The sequence below is a fragment of the Lapillicoccus sp. genome (assembly GCF_036559105.1).
GTDB lineage: Bacteria > Actinomycetota > Actinomycetes > Actinomycetales > Dermatophilaceae > Lapillicoccus.
On sequence record NZ_DATBTV010000131.1, the window covers coordinates 1 to 20237 of the forward strand.

Below are 20237 nucleotides of genomic sequence, written 5' to 3' on the forward strand. Positions count from 1 at the left end.
GCCATCCTGCTGCGCCCGCTCGCGGCATCCGCGATCGGCCTCGCCCTCGTCGCCACCACCATCTCGTCGGCGGCCGCCGACCGTGACCCCACACCGACCGCCGATCAGGTGACCGCGGCACAGTCAGCGGTCACCTCGGCCCAGGCCACCGCGCAGAGCCTCGACGCACGGCTCACCGCCGCCCGGGACGCGGTGGCCACGGCTCGAGCCGACGCGGCCGAGGCCGACATGGCCAGCCACGGCGCCGACGCCCTCCTCGCGCGAGCGAGCGAAGAGGCCGGCACCGCACGCCAGGCGGCCGACTCGGCCCGCCAGCACGCCGACGACGCGAGCTTCCTGCTCTCCCTCCTCGCCGCTGAGGCGTACCAGCAGGGCGGCGGCATGGTGCAGCTCGACGCCCTCCTCGGTGGCGACGGCCCGCAGGCCGTCCTGGACCGGGCGGCCGGACTGGAAGCCGTGGGCGCCGAGCGCGTCCACGCCGCCGCCGAGGCGGACTCGGCCCACCTGCTCGCGGACACCCTGGGACAGGCCGCAGCCGAGGCCGAGCAACGCCGCAACGACACCGCCGCCGAGGCCCGTGCGGCGGCGGCCGAGGCCCAGCAGAACTCGGCACGGCTGACCGCCCAGCTCGCCGCTCTCCAGGCGGAGTCCACCCAGCTCGTCGCCCAGCTCGCGACGCTGCGCCAGACGAGCGCTGCCCTCGAACAGGCCCGTCAGGACGGGTTGGCCGCGCAGGAGCAGGCCCGACGCGATGAGGAGGCGCGGCAGGCCGGCATACGCGCCGCGGCCGAGGCCGCCCGGCAAGAGGCCGACCGGCTCGCGGCCCAGCAAGCTCAGGCCCAGGCGGCCGAGCGCGCTGCGACGACGGCTCGTCAGGCGGCCGCTGCGGCCGCCGTCGTCAAGGCCGCCGCGCAGCCGAAGCCCCCGCCGACGCCGAGGCCGCCGGCGGCCACCCCGACCCCACCGGTCCCCCCGCCGCCGGTCCCCCCGCCGCCGGCGTCCGGCAAGCCGCCGCTCAACCTGGCCATGGCCGACATGTGGGACCGGATCGCGTGGTGCGAGTCCAGCCAGCGCTGGCATCTCAACCTCGGTAGCGGCTACTACGGGGGCCTCCAGTTCAACCTGGACGCGTGGCGCATCGCCGCCGGCTTCGACTTCGCCCCACGGCCCGACCTGGCCTCCCGTGAGGAACAGATCACTGCCGCGAACCGGCTCTACGCGAAGCTCGGCCTCAAGCCCTGGACCTGCCGCACCGCGGCCTGACCTCGCCAGGCCGCCCGGGCGGACCCGACGTGCCTCGTCGGTCGATTCCGCATACGGTCAGCGCCTGATGCCCACACCCTTCCTCGCGCACGAGACGTGGACCACCACCCGGAGCCACGTCGTCCATGCCTACCTGTCGGACCCCTCGGTCGACCAGCCGTCGCCCGCCGCGCCACTCGTCGTGATCCTGCCCGGCCTCGGCCTGCCTCGGTACACGTTCCCGACCGCCGAGGCCCTGTCGCGACGGGGCGTCCTCTGCACCGTCCTCGACCTCCCCGGCTTCGGCGCCGCCGGGCGTCATGGGTCCCAGCCCGACGTGCACGACATCGGACGGGTGGCGGCCGAGTGGGTCGAGGCCCAGGCCGTGACCGGTCCGGTCGTCGTGCTCGGCCACTCGACCGGTTCGCAGGCCGCTCTGGCGGCGGCCCTGAGCCTGCAGGAGACGCATACGCAGCTCGGCCTGGTGATGGCGGGACCGACGTTCACCCCGCGTCAGCGGCGGCTCGGCCCGTTGGCGGCGGCCACCCTGACGGCGTACCGCCGCGACTCCCCCGCTGAGCTGATGGTGGTGCCCACTGCCGTGCGCGAGCTGACCGGAGTGTGGTCGGTCCTGCGCAGCGGGATGCGGGATACCCCCGACGAGCGGCTCCGGAAGCTGCGTGTCCCGCTGGTCCTGACGGCCGGTGAGGCCGACTCGTACGCCCCGGAGGACTGGCTGCACCGGCTCGCCGCGGCATCGGGGTCGCCGACCGTCACGGTGCGCCCGCTGCCCGGTTCGCACAACAACCCGTACACGCACCCGGAGGAGCTGGCCGACGTCGTCCTCGATGCGGTCACCCACGCGTCGACCGCGGCCTGAACGTCGAGCCCCGCTTCGGGGAGAAGCCCTCGGCCACGACCATCCGGGCTCCAGGTGCGGGTCGGACCCGGCATCGAGGGTGGACGGACAGGACGGAGCAGGGGAACCCGCCGGGCGACAGCTCCTAAGCCCCTGCTCGACTGTGATCCACAGCGAGCCCCCCTGCCCTCCCCCATCCCACTAGAGCGCGGCCCCAACGGGCCCTGGTGTTGCACGGCGGTTAGCCTCATGCAACATGGAGACGACCATCGCCCAGGACGTGGGATGGCTGCTGGCCAACGCCCGGCAGCATTCCGCCGTCGACGGCGTGCAGACGGCGGCGGGCTTCGCCCGTGCCGGCGGCTTCGAGCCCGTCCACCGGTCCGCCGTCGTGCGGTGGGAGCACGGCCAGGTGCCCGTCACCCACAACATCGTCCGGCGCTACGAGACGGTGCTCGGGCTGCCGTACGGCCAGCTGCTCTCCGCCGTCGAGTACCTCGCCCAGCTCGACGACCGGCACCAGCGAGTCCCCTTCCTGTCGGCCCCGTGGGCGCTGGGCGACCGGGAGCTCGCCCAAACTCTGTTCGACCGCGCGCTCAACGGCGCAGCGCTCAGCGGTGAGGACTGGGACCGGCTGACGGGGTTCCTCCAGAACCGCGACGAGTGGCTCATCCGCGGCACCGACTGGGCGGCGCTGACCCGCCGCCTCTCCCTCGAGGTGTCAGTGCACGTCGGGCTCGAGTTCACGCTGCGCGACCAGTCCCTGATGCGCCTCGCCGCCCATCCTCGCAGCGCGCCGGCGCTCACCGCCATGGCCCGGCGGACGCTGTATGACCCGACGACGCAGGTCTACTCGGACATCGTCGGGCTGCTCCAGCACTCCGCGGATCCCGACGGCACCGCGCTCCTGCTGGAGTACCTCGAGAACCCGACCGCCGAGTCGGGCCTCTGGGTATGCCTGTTCACGACGACCACGCAGGTACGTCGCGGTCTGCTCACCCCGGCCCAGACGATGAAGGCCGCCCAGATCGCCCTGGTCCTGATGCGCGACGAGGCCCGGTCGGTGCGCATCCACCGCGAGTCGGCCAACCTGCTGCGGCGCATCGACCCGCCCACCAGAAGCCGCATCATCAACGCGCTGAGCGCCGAGTCCCGCAAACGGATCGCCCGAATCGTCGAGCGGGGCAGTGCAGTAGCCGACCACGAGGTCGACGCGCTCACCCGCAGCCTCGAGATCCGGCTGCGCCAGACGATGAACATGACGCGCTGGACCGCCACCTTCGACCGTCTGGTCCGTACCGCCGTGACCACCACCCACGACGAGGAGCGCGGGCGGGCCCTTGCCGTGTTGATGCTCACCCCCCAGGCGCCGGCCGTGGCGTCGGCCTACGCCACCCAGCTCTCCGAGGCGTGGTTCAACGACGAGCCGACGCTCATCGACGACGCGTTGGGGGCGCTCTCCTGGGTGGCTCAGCCGGGACAGGCCGACGAGCTCGTCGAGCTGGCCTTCCAAGCGGTCACCGACCCCGTCACCACGCTGACCGCCGCCGGGGCGGCCGGCAACGTCCGGGTCACCAGCAGCACCGCGGACCGGATCACGGCGCGGACCAGTGCGCTCGCGGCCGACCAGCTGCGCCGGCGGCACCCGGACCCGCAGAGCCTCGCCCGCGCCCACGCATACCTGCTCGGCATGTGGGGCCAAACCGAGCGCCTCGCGGATCTGGCGGGTCAGGCTGCCCTGCACGGCGTGAGCCCGGAATGGCTGAGGTCGTTCCAGTGGTGGCTGGACCTGCCGGCGTGGGCCCGTCCGGAACCGTTGCCCCGCTGACGTCAGGGACGGACGGCCAGCAGCTGGGCGAGGCTGGTCGCGGGGCGGCCGGTGAGGGTCTCGATGTCACCGCTGACCGGCTCCAGCTCGCCGGCCCGGATCGCCGTGTAGGTCGAGACCCATGCGTCGACCTGCCAGTCCGCGGCGCCGTAGTGGGCGCGGGACTCGTAGGCCTCCGGCACGGTCTCGTCGACGTAGGTGACCGACCGACGCAGACCGGTCGTCAGCACGGTCGCGACTTCGTCGAGGGTGAGCGCCTCCGGTCCGGTGAGGTCGTAGGTCCGGTCGGCGTGGGCCTCGGGGGCCGACAGCACGGCGGTGGCCACCCGGGCGATGTCAGCCCGTGCGACGAATGCGGCGCGGCCCTCACCCGCGGGACCGCGGAGGATGCCGTCGTCGCCGACGAAGTAGGGCAGCAGGTCCTGGTAGAAGTTGTCGCGTAAGAAGGTGTGCGTCATTCCCGCGTCCCGGATGAGCTGTTCGGTCGCGAAGTGGTCTCGGCCCAGGGTGAACGTGCAGGTCGGCGAGGCTCCGACGAACGACGTGTAGACGACGTGCTGGACGCCGGCGGCGGCCGCTGCCTCCACGACGTTGCGATGCTGGTCGAGCCGATGGGCGTCCTCCGCAGCGGACACGAAGAACAGCGTTTGGACGCCGGACAGCGCTGTCTCGCAACCGTTCCGGTCGGAGTAGTCGAAGCGCTCGACCGTCGAGCCCGTCATCGACGGCGCCTTGCTCGGCGTCCGGACCAGCAGCCGCAAGGGGACGCCGGCGTCCGCGAGGGCGCGGCTCACCATCCCGCCGAGGCCGCCGGTGACGCCCGTCACCGCGACCGGCCCAGGGGTGCCCGGCACGTCAGGACCGCTCGACCGGCGGCGCGTCCCGCAGCTGGCAGAGGAGGGTGCACGAGCAGACCCTGCGGCCCTGCTCATCGGTGATCGCGATCGCGACGCTGGCCGTGGTGCGGCCCGCCTGGATGAGGGTGCCGGTCGCGGTCACGACCCCCGAGGAGGCCGGCCGGTGGTGGATCGCGGTGATGGTCATGCCGACCGCGGCCCGACCCTCGCCCGCGTACAGGACCGCCATCATCGACCCGACCGACTCGGCCAGGACGACGGAGGCGCCGCCGTGCAGGATGCCGTAGGGCTGGGTGTTGCCCTCGACGGGCATCGTCGCCACGACGCGGTCCTGGTTCGCCTCGGTGAAGAGGATGCCCATCTTCGCGGCGAGCGTGCCGCCGTTGGCATTGAGCTCCTCGACGCTCAGCCAGGGCGTCCGGGTGTCGGTGTCGGCCATGCGCTCACTGTGCCACGCAGGCCGGCACCGACACCCACCGGATCAGACAGACCGCTGGTAGGCCCCGAACGCCCGTGTCGCGAGCCACGACATGACGACGGCGAGGACGACGAGTGCGCCTCCGCGCCAGGCGATCACGCCCCAGTCCGGGGTGGCGGACAGCGCCTCGCGACTGACCAGGACGGCCCAGTCGAGGGGGTTGTAGCGGGCGACGGTCTGGATCCAGTCCGGCATGAGGCTGGGGTCCATGATCGCGGACGACAGAAAGGTCAGCGGCAGGCTCAGCAGCTGGCTGACGCCGATCAGGGTCTCCTGCTGACGGGTCAGCAGCGCCAGGGCGTTCGACAGCGCCGCGAAGACGACGGTGAGCAGGACGGCGGCCGCCATGGTCAGGACGATGCCGACCGCCGATGACCCGAACCGGGCGCCCGTCGCATACGCGACGACGAGGACGACCGCGGTCTGGGCGACCGAGATGACGCCCTGGTAGATCACGGTCCCGTTGACGAGGGCGCCGCGACGGACCGGCGAGGCGAGCATCCGGTCCATGACGCCGAGGCCCATGTCCTCGATGAACGTCGTGCCGGCCCAGGCGGCCGAGAACAGCGCGGTCATCATGACGACACCGGGAGTGAGGAAGGCGATGAACGACTGCCCGTCACTGGCGAACCCGGGGATCTCGATGACCTTGGAGAACAGCTGTCCGAACAGCAGCAGCCAGATCATCGGCTGGATGAGGGTGATGAGCAGGTATGCGGGTTGCCGCACCAACCCGGTCAGCGACCGGCGGGTCAGCAGCGCGGAGTGGGTCAGGAGAGCGGTCATCGGTTTGTTCCTTCGAGGACCCGGGACTTCGTCCGGTATCCCCGTGGCTCCACTTCGAACGTGCGGCCGGCGTAGTGGAGGTAGACGTCGTCGAGAGACGGTCGGGAGACGGTGGCCGAGTCGACCTCCACGCCGGCCTGGTCCAACGACGCCAGGACGCTCGGGATGACTCCGGCGGCCGAACGGGTTCGGGCCCGGACAACCCGACCCTCGTGGGTGACATCGTTGAGCCCGGCGAGGTGCGAAAGGCGTTCCGCAGCAATGGTGGCGGCCGTCTGGTCGACGACCTCCACCACGACACCGTCGCCGTTGAGCCGTCGCTTGAGCTCGTCGGGGGTGCCCTCGACGACGAGGCGACCGTGGTCGACGATCGCGAGCCGGTCGGCGAGGTGGTCCGCCTCGTCGAGGTAGTGCGTCGTGAGCAGGACGGTCAGCTGTTCGACGGCAGCCAGGCGGGCGATCTCGTCCCACATCTGCGCGCGGGCCTCGGGGTCGAGGCCGGTCGTGGGTTCGTCGAGGAAGAGCACGGTTGGCCGGGCGACCAGGCCCACGGCGATGTCGAGCTTGCGCAGCATGCCGCCGCTGTAGGTCTTGGTGTGGCGGTCGGCCGCGTCCGTGAGGTCGAAGCGGTCCAGCAGCTCGGTGGCCCTGGATCGCGCCTCGGAGCGGGTCATACCGTGGATGCGCGCCGCCAGAAGAACGCTCTCGCGGCCGGTCATCATCGGTGCCGAGCTCGACTTCTGCGAGATCAGTCCGATGGCCCGACGGACCGCGTCGGGGTCACTCGTGACGTCGTGGCCGGCGACGACCGCGCGGCCGCCGTCCGGTCTGGTCAACGTGGAGAGGATCTTCACCGTCGTCGACTTGCCGGCGCCGTTCGGTCCGAGCAGGCCGAACACCTCGCCCTGGCGGACGGTCAGGGAGAGACCGTCGAGAGCCTGGACGGGCGGCTTGCCGCGACCCGTCCCATACGTCTTGACGAGGTCCGTGGCTTCGATGGCGAGATGCGGTGGACTGGTTGGTGATGGGAGGTTCCACGTCGTGGTGGACCCGATGGGGTTGGGCATGGTGACTCCTTGGAGCGAGGAGTCGCGCGGTGGGCTGCCGTAGGCTGCCAGGTGCATCCGAAGGCGCTGGTGGCTCGTCCACCGGTTGACTCGAGGTGATGGCTTGGTCAGACCCGCCGCAGGCGTTGCCGCGCCGGCGGATGGGTCTGGCTAGGTCTGGCTAGTTGGCGGTGACGGTCGGCAGGTCGGCCAGGGCGCGTCCCTCCTCCCCCAGGTAGCGGACAGGGTCGGCGAGGATCTCCTCCGCGGAGCGTCCCTCAGCCAGCAGGTCGTGGAGGCGCGCCCAGGTGGTGACGCCCAGCAGATCGCCTGACCGGATGTCGTGGACGAGCTGCTCGACGAACCGGAGCTCGGCCTCCAGCATGGCGATGCGCAGAAGTCCCTCGACGAGGAAGATGTCCGGGATGCCCTGTTCGCGGGTGACGTCGATCGTCGTGCGTTCCGAGCGGAGCTCGATGGTGAGCCGTCCGGCCCGCTCCTCCAGGAGACGGGCCACCTCGCCGGGGCGCAGTCCGCCCATCAGCGAGAGCGCGGCTTCGAGGGACGTGAACTCGCGGGTCGGCACGGCCAGCAGCTCGCTGAGCCAGTCCTCGAACTCGGTGTAGCCGGCGGGGGTGATCGCGTAGACGGTCCGCTCGGGGCGACGGCCGTCGCGGATCGTCTCCTTCGGCTGGATGAGGCCGTGCTTCTGCAGCGAATCGACCACGGAGTAGAGCGAGCCGTAGTTGAGCTTGATGCTCTTCTCCTTGCCGCGGGTTCGCAGGGTCGTGGAGATCTCGTACGGGTGCATCGGCCGCTCGGCCAGGCAGCCGAGTACGGCCAAGGCAAGCGGGTTGTTGACCCGGCGACGTGTCATCGACTCTGCCCTCCGATCTGAATACTCGGACTGGAGTATGTCGCGTCTCTCGAGCGAAGTCAAGCTATATCGTGAGTGTCGATCGGGCTAGCCGTTGGGGACCAGGAAGATGTCGTTGGTGGTGAGCTCGGTGTTGTTCAGCTGCGAGTACGTCGACTGGAACGGCGCCCGCTGACCGCCGAAGTCCCCAGCGGAGGAGGTGCCCAGCGCCAGGTCCCCGACCACGACCAACGAGTCCATAACCGGACCTCCCGGCCCGTTGCCGCCGTAGTCGAGGGTCCCGCTGGCCGCGTAGATCGTGCCGTCGATGCGGTTGGTGCCGTCACCGCGGAAGATCAGCCGCACCGGGTTGTCCCGCTCGGCGACGATCCCCCACCCGTCGTGCGGACCACCGTCCGGCTCCGTGAGCGACAGCGTGGCCGTCCCGGTGAGGACCAGTCCGCCGCCTCCCGAGCCCCCGCTGCTGCAGGTCCTCGGGACCCGGAAGTCCCCGCAGGCGAACACGAGCGTCGCGTTGGACCCGACGATGCTCCGCGTAGTGCTGCGCACCGTGCCGACGAAGACATAGAGGCCGGCCCGCAGCACACAGGCGGAGCCGGGCGAGTCGTCCAGGTCCACGTCGCCGTAGACCCCCGGTCCCTCGGTGCAGGGGTCGGTGCGCTGCGGAAGTCCCTCGTAGTAGGGCAGCTGGAGGTAGCGCAGGGGGTCCTGCGTCTCCGGTTGGTCCTGCGAGGCCGACGGCGTGAACCGCACTCCGGGCGGCGAGTCTCCCTGGAGCACCGCCGCGGTGGGCGTTCGGACGGAGCCGCGACCCTGCAGGGTGCCGTTGACCGCGAGGGTCCCTGTGTCGAGATCCAGGGCGCCGTCGATGGTGTGCGCCCCAGAACCAACGACGCACACCGAGCAGGTCGACTTCTTCCGGTTCACGACGTCGGCCGTGGCGATCGCGTCGACTCGGACCGACTCGGAGCCGAACACCCCACCGAACGGGGTCTGCACGTTGCGGAAGGGGAGCTTGACTCGGACCAGCGTGGTCCATCCCGTCCCCGCGGACGGCGGCGGGCTGACCTGGAACGAGATGCACTGCGTGCCGCCCGGACGCAGTGCGTAGGCACGAGGGTCGACGCAAGCGGACCACTGGCCGTCGCTGGTCCCGAAGTTCTTGCCCGCTATGGTCCTGGCCGCGTCCACCGCCCCTGCGTAGTCGGCGTCGTAGGTGGGGTCGCTGGTCTTGAGGAACAGCGCATTCGCGGCGGCCAGGGCAGCGGCGTCGGCAGCCTCCTGGGCCTGGCGACGAGTGTCGCGCGCGAGGCCGAGGTCCACGACCAGCGAGACGATCCCGACCAGGACGAGGGACATGACAATCGTGACGATCAGCGTGACGGCTCCATGGTCACGAGGACCACGATCGCTTCGTACCTTCGTCCGCCGCGTCAACTGGTGCACCAGCTCCAGTCTTCGCCAGGCGGCGGTGAGTCCTCGTACGTCGTGTCCGTCGGGTAGGGGTTCACGTTCTCGATGGACATCGATGCACGAGACCGGATCACTCCGCTCGACGGGAGCGGGACGAACCCGGTGAAGCTCTTCGCGTCCACCATTCCGCAGACGACGACCTCGCCGCCCCGGCTCCAGAGGTCACCCGTGCTGAACACCTTCGCGTACGCCGTACCACCGGACGTCACCATGGCTTTCCGCGCGCCACAGGCGACTTGGCCCATCCCCGAACCGGAACAGCCGGTGAACGAGCCGCGGACGGAAGCGGTCCTGACCACCTCGGCCACCCCCTGGCGGACCGAGAGTGAGTCGTTGAACCACAGTCCGTAGTCCACGACCCCGAACAGCAGGGCGAGCAGCAGGGGGATGACGATCGCGAACTCGACGATGGCCGCGCCCCGGTCTCGATGCCGGCGCGGGGCATGCAACATCCGACTCAACGCAGGCCCCTTCCCCAGGATGCAGCCAGCCTCCCCTGCCGCCCGACCCTTGCATATCCTCCGAATGGACCAGAAATCGTCCCCGACCACCAAGGGAGCTGCTCGTGCCCGTCACCATCACCGAGGTCCGTTCGACCGAACGGTTCGTGGGGACACCGGAGCAGCCCCATCAAGTGCTGCACGTCACGATCGAGCGGAGTATGCGAGACGGTGACATCCGTCTCGAGGTCACCGGAACGGAGCCGCCTGGCTCGGTCTTCGCGACCGACGTGCGGGGCGCCCTGACGGTGCCGGCCGGGGACCGAGCGGTACGCGTGGACGTACCGCTGGACCTGCCCGAGCGCGCGGGCGTCGGCGACGAGCTCGCTGTCCAGGTGAGCGCCGCAAGCGACGGCGGTGACGAGGACGACGCATACGGTACCGTCGTCGTCGCCGAACCCGGCTGGACGATGGTCATGGTGTCGCACTTCCACTACGACCCGGTCTGGTGGAACACGCAGGCGTCGTACACGACGGACTGGGACTTCGTCGGGCCCGACTGGTCGACACGACCGGCGTTCGTCGACAACGGGTTCGCCCTCGTCGAGGCGCACCTCAAGCTGGCCGTTCGTGACCCGGACTATCACTTCGTCCTGGCCGAGCTCGACTACCTCAAGCCCTACTTCGACACCCATCCGGAGCAACGGGCCGTGCTGCGACGCCTCATGGCCGAGGGTCGGGTCGAGCTCGTCGGCGGGACCTACAACGAGCCGAACACCAACCTCACCGGCAGCGAGACGACGATCCGGAGCTTCGTCTACGGCATCGGCTTCCAGCGCGACATCCTCGGCGGCGACCCGCAGACCGCCTGGCAGCTGGACGCCTTCGGCCACGACCCCCAGTTCCCCGGCCTCGCCGCCAAGGCCGGGCTCACCGGGAGCGCGTGGGCCCGCGGACCTCACCACCAGTGGGGACCGCTCCGCCAGCACTGGGACCAGGACCGCACCGGTGACATCACCGTCATGCAGTTCGAGAGCGAGTTCGAGTGGATCTCGCCGAGCGGCGACGGAGTCCTGACCCACTACATGCCCGACCACTACGGCCCGGGGTGGGAGCTCCAGCACGCACCCTCGGTCGAGGCCGCCGGCGACATCGCGTACCACCTCTTCCAGGTCCTGAAACCCGTTGCGGCGACACGCAACACGTTGCTCCCGGTCGGCGGCGACTACTGCCCGCCGAACAACTGGGTGACCGAGCTGCACCGGTGGTGGAACGACAGCTACGTATGGCCGAGGTTCGTCTGCGGGACCACGCGGATGTTCATGGACCGCGTCCGGGAGGGTCTCGCCGAGCAGCACCGGACACCGTCGCCACAGAGCCGCGACATGAACCCGGTCTACACGGGCAAGGACGTCTCCTACATCGACACGAAGCAGGCGCAGCGCGCTGCCGAGACGGCCGCCACCGACGCCGAGAAGCTGACCACCTTCGCCGTCCTGCTCGGCGAGGGAAGGTACCCGGAGGCCGCCCTCGACAAGGTCTGGCGGCAGCTGGCCTTCGGCGCGCACCACGACGCGATCACCGGCTCCGAGGCCGACCAGGTCTACATCGACCTCCTCACCGGTTGGCGTGAGGCCTACGACCTGGCCGTGGGCGCCCGCAACGCCGCGTCGGCGGCGATCGTGCGCCGCATCGACACGACCGGCGAGGGGACGGCGCTGGTCGTCCTCAACACCGTCGCGTTCGCCCGTACCGACCTGGTCCGGGCGGAGGTCGAGACGGCCGGCGGCGTCCGCGTCGTCGACGACACCGGCGCCGAGGTGCCCGTCGTCCTCGAGGCGCCCGGCGTCGTGCGCTTCGTGGCTGGTGACGTCCCGTCGATGGGCTGGCGGACCTACCGCGTCCTGGAGGGTGGCTCCGCCGACGGCTGGACCGACGTCGCGACCGACGGCGGGCCGGTGACGGTCGAGAACGCCGCATACCGGGTCACCGCCGACCCCGCGCGCGGCGGCACGCTGACCTCGGTCCACGACCGGCGCGGCGGCCGCGAGCTGCTCACCGGACCCGGGAACGAGCTGCGCGTCTACGAGGAGTATGCGGCGCACCCCCGCTTCAGCGAGGGTCCATGGCACCTCCTGCCGAACGGCCGCTCGGTCCACGCCTCGAACGCCGAAGCGCGAGTCCTGTTGCAGCAGAGCATCATCGGTCGCCGACTGGTCGCACGTGGGGTGGTCGACGGGATCGAGTACGAGCAGGTCACGACTCTCGTCGACGGGCTGGACCGAGTGGAGCTCACCACGCGGTTCCTCGACCACGAGGTGTCCGACCGGCTGGTCCGGGTCCGGTTCCCGGTCGACCAACCGGGCGGCCTGCCGGTGAGTGAGGTGGCCTCCGGGGTGGTCGGCCGCGGGTTCGGACTCGTCGACGCCGACACCGCCGACGCCCCGTGGACCCTGGACAACCCGGCCAACACCTGGTTCGGCATCGGCACGACGTTGGCGGTCGACGTCGTCGACGAGTCCGGCGAGCGCGTCGGGACGCGCGCCGTTGCGGTCGCCGAGGTCGTCGTCCCCGACGACAGCGATCCGGCCGACGCGCGCGACCTCGTTGTCGCCCTGGCCCGTCGCGGGGTCACGGCGACCACGTCGACCGCATCCGGCTCGCGGTACGGCGATCTCGGGGTCGACTCCAACCTGCCCGACCTCCGGTTCGTCCTCGCCGACGGCCCCAATGCCGTGCTGGACGCGGTGGAGGGCCGCGTCGGGTCGCTGCCCGGTGACGACGTCGTCCTGGTGCCGGCGGTGAAACCCCTGGCCGAGACGTGGGTCCCGAACGCCGACCTGCGCGACGTCGACGCCCTCCCGGTCGTCGTCCTGCGCAACCTTGCCGCCGCCGTCGAAGCGGTGACCGCCGGTCGGCTGACCGCGCGGTTGGCGGGCGGCCGCGAGGTCGAGGCGCATACGGACGGGACGGTCGCGTTGCTGACCTACGGCCTGCCGGGGTTCGCCGTCGACCCGGAGGGCGGTCTCAACCTCTCGCTGATGCGCTCCTGCACCGGATGGCCGTCTGGGGTGTGGATCGACCCGCCGAGGCGCACGACGCCGGACGGTTCCTCGTTCCAGCTGCAGCATTGGACACACGAGTTCCACTACGCCCTGGTGAGCAACGCCGGGGACTGGCGCGAGGCGTACCTCCCGGCTCGTGGACAGGCCTTCAGCACCCCGCTCCTCGCGGTGCCGTCCGACTCGTCGGCCGGTGACCTGCCAGCGAGGCAGAGCCTGCTCGCGGTCGAGCCCGAGCGTGACGTGCTCGTGCAGACGGTCAAGGCCGCGGGCAACCCCGTGGCGTCGGGAGCGCATGACCCCGCCGACCCGCGCCACAGCGTGACGATCCGACTCGTGGAGGCGACCGGGACGTCCCGTCGAGCCACCGTCGCCCTCCCCCTGACACCCATCCAGTCCGCCGCGCGGGCCGACCTCCTCGAGGTACCGCGCCGGCCGCTCGGCGTCGCCGCCGGAGTGCTCGAGGTGGACGTCGACGGCCAGCAGATCGAGACCGTCGTCGCGACCCTGGCGGCGAGCGGCGATCCCTCGACGGCCGTCCTCGGCCTCGACCACGAGGCGGCCCAACCGGTGTTCAGCCGGTACTGGCTGCACAACCGCGGACCCGCTCCGATGGGCTTCCTGCCGGTGTCGGCCGTGATCACGCCGACGGTCGCACGGTGCGCCGCGGGTGACCGTTTCGAGGTCAGCTGGGTCGTCACGAACCAGTACGCGTCGAGCTCGGTCGCCGTCGCCAGCCGGCTGGACCTACCCGACGGCTGGACGGCCACCCTGCCCGAGGCGCCGACGGTCCTGGCGCCGAGCGGGTACGCCCGCTTCCGGTCCTGGGTCGAGGTGCCGGAGGGAGCCACCCCAGGCCAGTACGCGGTCGCGGCCCAGGTCTCGGCGGATGACGCCGGGCTGGCGGGGGGTGGTGCGGTCGGTGTCATCGAGGACGTGGTGACCGTGTTCGTCGGCGACTCCGCGGCGCTCGACGAGACGCTGGGGTTCGGGCTGCCCAGTACGGCCGACCTCGCCCGCAACGTCCAGCTCGGTGCGGCAACCGGTGAGGTGGGCCGGCCGACCGGGCTCGAGGTCGACGTCGACACGACATCGGTCGTCGTGACGCCGGGGGGTTCGACGACGGTCACCCTGAGCCTGCGGAACCGCACCCTGTCGGAGATCCGCGGCGAGCTCCAGGTCGCCTCACCGTGGGGCACCTGGGACTGGCTGGCGAACCCCACGCAAGGCTTCACCGCGACCGCCGGCGAGACGACGACGGTCGAGATCGAGGTCGCGCCGCCGGCCGACACGCCGCCCGGGCACGCCTGGCTGATGGCCAAGGTCATGTGGTTCGGACGGGCACAGTACGCGGAGACGGTCCGGCTGGAGGTGCGCGGATGAGCGTGGCCGCCTGGGTCGACGGCGAGCCGATCGGCTCCGACGAGGTCGACGACCGGCTGGCGCGGCTCCGGTCACGGGACCGGGCTGGTTCGCTGCCGGTCGCCGACTCCCGAGAGGGGCGTCAGCTGCGGCGATGGGTCGCGCAGGTGGCCGTCGTCGAGCGACTCTGCGAGCACACCACCGCCGGTTCGTGCTCCGGGCCGCACGTGGCTCCGGCGCCGAACACCACGAACCCTCCGAGGTCGCTCACCCTGGAGCCCACACGGTCGGACGCTGCCGCGTTGGGGTCGATCGTCGCCGCCGCCTGGACCAACAACCCGGCGGTGCCGACGACGGCGGCACTTGTCACCAGTGACGTCGCCATCGCTCCGGAGCGACTACGGCGGGCCGCCGCGCTCGCCGCCACCCCCGACGGCGGGACGGCGTGGTCGGCCGACCAGCTGCTGGCCTCGGCCCGACTGGAGGCGTTCGCCCGCTGGCTCGCCCGCGCCACGCACGAGCGGGTCCGCCTCGAGGAGGGGTACGAGCATCCGGGCGACGCGTCGCAGCCGGACAACCTGCACGAACACTGAGCTCAGCGCCCGCTATTCCGCCTGACGCGCCTGGGTGTGCCGCTCCTGGTCGGCGCGGGCGTCCTCGTCCTGCCGGTTCTCGGCATCCTCGAGGAAGGCGAGCTCGGGCAGCAGCTCATGGCGGTGGGTGAACGTGTCGATGATCGACAGGGCGGCCGCGGCCAGCGGGATCCCGATCAGGGCGCCGACCGGCCCGAACAGCGCCGCGCCCGCGATGACCGAGCCCAGCGCGACCGCTGGATGGACGTCCATGGTCCGGCGGCTGATCCGCGGGGTGAAGACGTAGTTCTCGAGCTGCTGGTAGACCGTGGCGAAGATCGCGATCCACAGGGCGTTGATGGGACGGTCGGAGACCAGGGTGAACAGGGCCGGCAGGGCCACGCCGATGTAGGTACCGATGGTCGGGATGAACTGCCCGACGATGCCGGCGAGCACGCCCAGCGGCAGCCAGTACGGCACCCCGATGATCGCGAAGAACACCGAGTGGAAGAACGCGGAGAGGGCGGCCAGAGCCACCTTGCTGACGACGTAGCCGCCCGTCTTCTCGACCGAGATCTGCCAGACCGTGACGAAGTAGCGCTGGTAGGCGGGCGGTAGCCAGGAGCCGATGGTCTGGCGCAGCCGCGGGCTGTCGGCGGAGAAGTAGTAGGCGAAGACGAGGATCGTCAGGGTGTCGAAGATCCCGGCGAACACCGAACCGAAGATGCCGAGGAGGCCACCGCCGTACTGGCCGACCCACCCCCCGATCTTGTCCGGGGTGATCTGGATCGACGCGGCGATGTTGTTCAGGTCGAACGAGGTGTGGAACGTGGCGTTGACCCAGTTGATCACCGAGGTCAGGGTGTTCGGCAGCGAGCTCGCCAGGTCCGAGAGCTGGGAGACGAACACGCCACCGAACAGGGCCGTCAGGCCGAGGAGCACGACCAGGCCGAGGATGAGGACGATCCCGGTCGCGAGCCCTCGCCGGACGCCCCGCCGGACCATCCACAGCACCGGCGGCTCCATCGCGATGGAGAACAGCCAGGCGAGCAGCAGGATGAAGAGGAACGTCCCCAGCGCCTGGAAAGCCCAGACGCCGATCGAGAGGACGATGAAGAACCCGATCACCATCAGCGCCGTGCGCCGGGCACTCGCGGGCGTGATGGAGATCCACGTGGCCTGACCGTGCGCCGGTTCGGTAGGTGCGGGACGGCGCGGCTGTGTCGCCTCGGCTTGCATCGGCGGATCCGGCTCCACCGGTGCCGATGTCACGGCGTCGGGAAGCGACTCGTCAGCCCCAGACGCGTCGGAGTCCTTCCGACGCAGCCCGGGGCCACGGCCCAACCGCTCACTGACACCCACGCGCGAAGCCTACGGCTCCGGCGCGTCCGCCGTGGTCAACGGTGCTCGGCGGCGCTGCTCGGCGGAGGTCAACCCGCTTCGAGAAGCCGGCTGACCTCGCTCTCGCGATAGCGCCGGTGCCCCCCCAAGGTCCGGATGGCGGTGAGCTTGCCGGCTTGCGCCCACCGGGTGACCGTCTTGGGGTCAACCCGGAACAGCGCCGCAACCTCGGCAGGCGTCAGCAGTCTCTCGTGCTCGAACGATCCCATTCGTGGTAACTCGCATTCCCGCTCAGTGGTTGAACCCCCGTTGTGGGCCCACCCCCTCAGGTCGGTCCGCTGTTCAACAGGACCGACGGTACCTTGGGCATCGGCTCGAACGGGGGGTTTTGGGCAGGTCCACCCAAATCCCCCGATTAGGGTCGAACTGCGGTCATCCCCGCGCACGTTGATGGAAGCGGAGTCACCACCATGACGGATCCCTTCACGCACGAGCAGGTCGCTTTCTGCCACGACTCGGACACCGGGCTGCGGGCGATCATCGCCCTCTACTCGACCGCTCTCGGTCCGGGCCTCGGCGGGACGAGGTTCTACCCGTATGCGTCGACGGACGCCGCCCTCGCGGACGTGCTCGACCTGTCCCGAGGGATGGCCTACAAGAACTCGGTCGCCGGCCTCGACCACGGCGGTGGCAAGGCCGTCATCATCGGAGACCCTCGCCGCGACAAAACCCCCGAGCTGCTGCGCGCATACGGGCGGTTCGTGGAGAGCCTCGGCGGCCGCTACGTCACGGCCTCCGACGTCGGCACCTACGTCGCCGACATGGACGTCGTCTCGGAGACCACCCGGTACGCCACGGGCCGGTCCGAGGCGCACGGCGGGGCGGGCGACTCGTCGGTGCTCACCGCATACGGCGTGTTCCAAGGTATGCGAGCAGCGGCGGAGCACCGGTGGGGGACGCCGTCGCTCGCGGGTCGGCGGGTCGGGATCTCCGGGGTCGGAAAGGTCGGTCGCCGGCTGGTCGAGCTCCTCTCGGGGGACGACGCGTCGGTGGTGATCTGCGACGTGAGCCCCGAGGCGGTCGCATCGGTGCTGGCCGAGCATCCCGACGTCGAGGTCGCGGCCGACGCCGTCGCGCTGACTGGGCTGCCGCTGGATGTGTACTCGCCGAACGCGATGGGTCACGCGCTCGACGACGAGACGATCGAGCGGCTGCAGGCGCAGGTCGTGTGCGGCGCGGCCAACAACCAGCTCGCGGTCGAGGGGTGCGGTGGGTCGGCGAACCTGCTGGACAAGCGGGGGATCCTCTACGCGCCGGACTTCGTCGTCAACAGCGGCGGCGTGATCCAGGTGGCCGACGAGCTGCAGGGGTTCGACTTCGAGCGCGCCCGGGCTCGGACGGCCGGGATCTACGAGACGACGCTCGCCGTGTTGCGGGAGGCCACGACGCGGGGAGTGACCACGTCGGAGGCGGCGAACCGGCTCGCGGAGGAGCGGATCGCGGCTGCGGCGCCCGGCGGCGTGTGGCTGCCCGCGGGGCGGTAGGTGGAACGTCTCACGCTGGGGTAGCGTTATCCCCACGAAGATCACGATTCCCGGGGCCGCTCCGCAAAGGTCGATGACCGCCTTCTAGCCATCGGCACGAGTGATGCCGCCCCGGCAGACGCATGAGGGGGTCACGCCATGGGGCGCGGCCGGGCGAAGGCCAAGCAGACCAAGGTCGCTCGGGAGCTGAAGTACTTCTCTCCCGACACGGATCTCAGCGCGCTTGAGCGAGAACTTCACGGGTCAACCACGCGGTACGAGCCGGAGACGGACGCCGTCGAGGACGACGACGACGGTTACGGCGAGTACGGGAAGTGGGCCGCCGGAGAGCGCTAGCGCTCTCCGGTTCTGACTCCCTTCAGGCGTCCGGGTGCTCGCCGAGCACCTGGACCGCTCCTCCGTCGACACCCTTGGCGCCGCTGACGAGCTCCGAGGTGGTCGTGGCTCGGTCGATGGTGGTCACGTCGCCGAGTACCCAGGCGGGTATGCCCGCGGTCTCGGCGTGCTCGACGGCTCGGTCGGCCTGTTCGGCGGGCAGGATGACGAGGAACCCCACCCCTTGATTGAGGGTGCGTTCGAGGTCGGTGCGCGGCACCCGGCCGAGGCGCTGGACCGTCTCGAAGACGGGCGGCGGAGTCCAGGTGGACCGCTCGATCGTGGCCAGCGTGCCCGACGGGAGAACGCGGGCCAGGTTGGCGGCGAGCCCGCCACCGGTGACGTGGCTGAGGGCGTGGACGTGCAGGTCCGGCAGTCGGATGAGCTCGAGGACCGGATGCGTGTAGAGGCGGGTCGGTTCGAGCAGCTCCTCGCCGAGCGTGCGCCCGAACTCCTCGACGTGGCGGTCGAGGCTCCAACCGGCCGAGGCCATGACGCGACGGACGAGGCTGTACCCGTTGGAGTGCAGACCGCTGGACGCGAGCGCCACGACGACGTCTCCGCTGGTGACCCGGTGGGCGCCGAGGAGGTCGGCGTACTCGACGACGCCCGTGGCCGCGCCGGCGACGTCGTACTCGCCGGGCTCGAGCAGGCCGGGGTGCTCGGCGGTCTCGCCGCCGATGAGGGCCGTGTTGGCCTCGGCGCACGCGTCGGCGATGCCGCTGACGATCTCGGCGATGCGTTCGGGGACGACCTTGCCGGTGGCGATGTAGTCGGTCATATAGAGCGGTTCGGCCCCGCAGACGACGATGTCGTCGACGACCATGCCGACCAGGTCGAAGCCGATGGTGTCGTGCTTGTCGAGGGCCTGGGCGATGGCGACCTTGGTGCCGACTCCGTCGGTGGAGGTGGCGAGGACCGGGCGGGTCATCCGGGTCAGGCGGGTCACGTCGAAGAGGCCGGCGAAGCCGCCGAGTCCGCCGAGCACCTCCGGGCGCTGAGCGCGGCGGATCGAGTCCTTCATCAGCTCGACGGCCTTGTCCCCCGCCTCGACGTCGACCCCGGCCTCGGCGTATGTCACCACGCGCACCACTCTAGTTTTCCGGTGGAGGTATATCCGAGCGCTCTACCGCTCGCTCGGCTCTCCACTCACGCAGCCCGGCCACGACCGCCACCCAGGACGCGGTGTGCCTCGCAGACCTGGTCCATGAAGAGACGTTCGACAACTCGAAGCCCGATCAGGTCGATGCGCAGAACCGTGTCGCCTCGGATCGCGACCGCGTTGGCGCGCAGGTTGTCGTCCGAGACGCTCAGGCCCTGGGTGTGCTGTGAACCGTCGATCTCGACGACCAGCTTCAGGTCGTCCCACCGGACATCGAGGTAGACCTTGCCGCGCGAACCTCGGCGCACGACCTGGCGGCTGGGTTCAGGGAGGCCACGCTCGCGGCACAACCGTGCGAAGTCCAGCTCGCCCAGCGAGTGTGCGCCGTCGGCGAGGTCAGCCACGACGCGCCGGATGAACGCCCTGCGGCGGCGGCCGTGCACCCGCTGGGACGCGAGCTGCAGGGCCCCGGGGGACACGATCCGCTGCTGAACGGCCACGCAGAGGAACAACGCCGCCTGTCGGTCGGACGCCGCCCAATGTGCGGCCCGGAGGGCGGCCACGGCCGGGCGTATGCGAGGCACGCCGGTCGTGGTGACATCGCGCCGATCCCAGCCCCTGACCTGATGGATGCGGACGCCGCGCACCGGAAGGGGCCGGCTGGCATGGCGGACCGAGAGGTGGATCTCAGGCGAGCTGACGTGGCGGGCGCCTGCGGCGATGAGCGCGGAGACCCCGTCCAGCGCAGCGATCTCCGGGCCCGCTTCGATCACCGCCCGCCACCACCGAGCCAGCTCGGACAGCTCACCGGTGTGAACGCATACCGTCTGCCGCCCGAGAACCCGCCACCGGCCCGCCGCCACCATGTCGCGGACCGCGAACCGGTCCAAGCCGAGCGCCGCGAGCTCGCGCCGGCTGATGACGCCGTCCCGGTCCGTGGCCAGCTCATGCGCGCGCGCCAGCCGAGCGGCGGAGCGTCGTCGAGGACTCACC

At 71.0% G+C, this 20237-nt stretch carries 18 protein-coding genes; 7 read left to right on the forward strand and 11 right to left on the reverse strand.

The window, feature by feature from the left end; genetic code table 11:
- From VIG79_RS16230 to VIG79_RS16240, 3 genes are all read left to right on the forward strand, one after another.
- On the forward strand, positions 1-1263 hold a 1263-nt coding region (locus tag VIG79_RS16230; protein ID WP_331887517.1), incomplete at its 5' end, for a transglycosylase family protein.
- A gap of 67 nt (positions 1264-1330) precedes the next feature.
- On the forward strand, positions 1331-2122 hold the full coding sequence (locus tag VIG79_RS16235) for an alpha/beta fold hydrolase (protein WP_331887518.1): 792 nt from the start codon (positions 1331-1333) through the stop codon (positions 2120-2122).
- A gap of 235 nt (positions 2123-2357) precedes the next feature.
- Complete coding sequence (locus tag VIG79_RS16240; protein WP_331887519.1) at positions 2358-3929, forward strand: hypothetical protein; 1572 nt, start codon at positions 2358-2360, stop codon at positions 3927-3929.
- 2 nt (positions 3930-3931) lie between these two features.
- On the opposite strand, the gene VIG79_RS16245 is transcribed toward VIG79_RS16240, so the two are convergent.
- The 7 genes from VIG79_RS16245 to VIG79_RS16275 form a co-directional block, all read right to left on the reverse strand.
- Entirely contained in the window at positions 3932-4783 is an 852-nt protein-coding gene (locus tag VIG79_RS16245) for an SDR family oxidoreductase (RefSeq protein ID WP_331887520.1), read from the reverse strand.
- Between the two features lies 1 nt (position 4784).
- Positions 4785-5225, reverse strand: a complete 441-nt coding sequence (locus VIG79_RS16250; RefSeq protein WP_331887521.1) for a hotdog fold thioesterase — start codon at positions 5223-5225, stop codon at positions 4785-4787.
- A 42-nt stretch (positions 5226-5267) separates the two neighbouring features.
- Entirely contained in the window at positions 5268-6050 is a 783-nt protein-coding gene (locus VIG79_RS16255; RefSeq protein WP_331887522.1) for an ABC transporter permease, read from the reverse strand.
- Positions 6047-7117, reverse strand: a complete 1071-nt coding sequence (locus VIG79_RS16260; RefSeq protein ID WP_331887523.1) for an ATP-binding cassette domain-containing protein — start codon at positions 7115-7117, stop codon at positions 6047-6049. Before VIG79_RS16260 ends, VIG79_RS16255 begins: the two co-directional genes overlap by 4 nt.
- 160 nt (positions 7118-7277) lie before the next feature.
- Positions 7278-7973: a PadR family transcriptional regulator gene (locus tag VIG79_RS16265; protein ID WP_331887524.1), complete on the reverse strand. Its 696-nt coding sequence runs from the start codon at positions 7971-7973 to the stop codon at positions 7278-7280.
- An 87-nt stretch (positions 7974-8060) separates the two neighbouring features.
- On the reverse strand, positions 8061-9419 hold the full coding sequence (locus VIG79_RS16270; protein ID WP_331887525.1) for a pilus assembly protein TadG-related protein: 1359 nt from the start codon (positions 9417-9419) through the stop codon (positions 8061-8063).
- On the reverse strand, positions 9407-9898 hold the full coding sequence (locus VIG79_RS16275) for a TadE/TadG family type IV pilus assembly protein (protein ID WP_331887526.1): 492 nt from the start codon (positions 9896-9898) through the stop codon (positions 9407-9409). The genes VIG79_RS16270 and VIG79_RS16275 overlap by 13 nt, the downstream gene beginning before the upstream one ends.
- 113 nt (positions 9899-10011) lie before the next feature.
- Between VIG79_RS16275 and VIG79_RS16280 the strand changes: the two genes are divergently transcribed.
- Positions 10012-14331: an NEW3 domain-containing protein gene (locus VIG79_RS16280; RefSeq protein ID WP_331887527.1), complete on the forward strand. Its 4320-nt coding sequence runs from the start codon at positions 10012-10014 to the stop codon at positions 14329-14331.
- Positions 14328-14903, forward strand: coding sequence for a DUF7158 domain-containing protein (locus VIG79_RS16285; protein ID WP_331887528.1), 576 nt, complete (start codon positions 14328-14330; stop codon positions 14901-14903). Before VIG79_RS16280 ends, VIG79_RS16285 begins: the two co-directional genes overlap by 4 nt.
- A gap of 12 nt (positions 14904-14915) precedes the next feature.
- On the opposite strand, the gene VIG79_RS16290 is transcribed toward VIG79_RS16285, so the two are convergent.
- Both VIG79_RS16290 and VIG79_RS16295 read right to left on the reverse strand, forming a co-directional pair.
- Positions 14916-16244, reverse strand: coding sequence for an AI-2E family transporter (locus VIG79_RS16290; protein WP_331887529.1), 1329 nt, complete (start codon positions 16242-16244; stop codon positions 14916-14918).
- Between the two features lie 68 nt (positions 16245-16312).
- Complete coding sequence (locus tag VIG79_RS16295; protein ID WP_331887530.1) at positions 16313-16492, reverse strand: BldC family transcriptional regulator; 180 nt, start codon at positions 16490-16492, stop codon at positions 16313-16315.
- A gap of 201 nt (positions 16493-16693) precedes the next feature.
- Here VIG79_RS16295 and VIG79_RS16300 point away from each other — a divergent pair, with 201 nt between their 5' ends.
- Entirely contained in the window at positions 16694-17767 is a 1074-nt protein-coding gene (locus VIG79_RS16300) for a Glu/Leu/Phe/Val dehydrogenase dimerization domain-containing protein (protein WP_331887531.1), read from the forward strand.
- Positions 17768-17905: 138 nt separating this feature from the next.
- Positions 17906-18103, forward strand: a complete 198-nt coding sequence (locus tag VIG79_RS16305; RefSeq protein ID WP_331887532.1) for a DUF3073 domain-containing protein — start codon at positions 17906-17908, stop codon at positions 18101-18103.
- A gap of 22 nt (positions 18104-18125) precedes the next feature.
- Here the strand turns inward: VIG79_RS16305 and purM are convergent, their stop codons facing one another.
- Both purM and VIG79_RS16315 read right to left on the reverse strand, forming a co-directional pair.
- On the reverse strand, positions 18126-19166 hold the full coding sequence (gene purM / locus VIG79_RS16310; RefSeq protein ID WP_414672648.1) for a phosphoribosylformylglycinamidine cyclo-ligase: 1041 nt from the start codon (positions 19164-19166) through the stop codon (positions 18126-18128).
- A gap of 125 nt (positions 19167-19291) precedes the next feature.
- The gene (locus tag VIG79_RS16315; protein WP_331887534.1) at positions 19292-20236 is read right to left on the reverse strand and encodes a type IV toxin-antitoxin system AbiEi family antitoxin domain-containing protein; all 945 of its coding nucleotides are present in this window, start codon (positions 20234-20236) and stop codon (positions 19292-19294) included.
- Position 20237 lies beyond the last annotated feature (1 nt).

Bases quoted from the DNA above. Each gene is read 5' to 3' on its own strand.
- VIG79_RS16235 (WP_331887518.1), top strand. From the start codon at position 1,331: ATGCCCACACCCTTCCTCGCGCACGAGACGTGGACCACCACCCGGAGC.
- VIG79_RS16240 (WP_331887519.1), top strand. From the start codon at position 2,358: ATGGAGACGACCATCGCCCAGGACGTGGGATGGCTGCTGGCCAACGCC.
- VIG79_RS16250 (WP_331887521.1), bottom strand. From the start codon at position 5,225: ATGGCCGACACCGACACCCGGACGCCCTGGCTGAGCGTCGAGGAGCTC.
- VIG79_RS16255 (WP_331887522.1), bottom strand. From the start codon at position 6,050: ATGACCGCTCTCCTGACCCACTCCGCGCTGCTGACCCGCCGGTCGCTG.
- VIG79_RS16260 (WP_331887523.1), bottom strand. From the start codon at position 7,117: ATGCCCAACCCCATCGGGTCCACCACGACGTGGAACCTCCCATCACCA.
- VIG79_RS16265 (WP_331887524.1), bottom strand. From the start codon at position 7,973: ATGACACGTCGCCGGGTCAACAACCCGCTTGCCTTGGCCGTACTCGGC.
- VIG79_RS16275 (WP_331887526.1), bottom strand. From the start codon at position 9,898: ATGTTGCATGCCCCGCGCCGGCATCGAGACCGGGGCGCGGCCATCGTC.
- VIG79_RS16285 (WP_331887528.1), top strand. From the start codon at position 14,328: ATGAGCGTGGCCGCCTGGGTCGACGGCGAGCCGATCGGCTCCGACGAG.
- VIG79_RS16295 (WP_331887530.1), bottom strand. From the start codon at position 16,492: ATGGGATCGTTCGAGCACGAGAGACTGCTGACGCCTGCCGAGGTTGCG.
- VIG79_RS16300 (WP_331887531.1), top strand. From the start codon at position 16,694: ATGACGGATCCCTTCACGCACGAGCAGGTCGCTTTCTGCCACGACTCG.
- VIG79_RS16305 (WP_331887532.1), top strand. From the start codon at position 17,906: ATGGGGCGCGGCCGGGCGAAGGCCAAGCAGACCAAGGTCGCTCGGGAG.
- purM (WP_414672648.1), bottom strand. From the start codon at position 19,166: ATGAAGGACTCGATCCGCCGCGCTCAGCGCCCGGAGGTGCTCGGCGGA.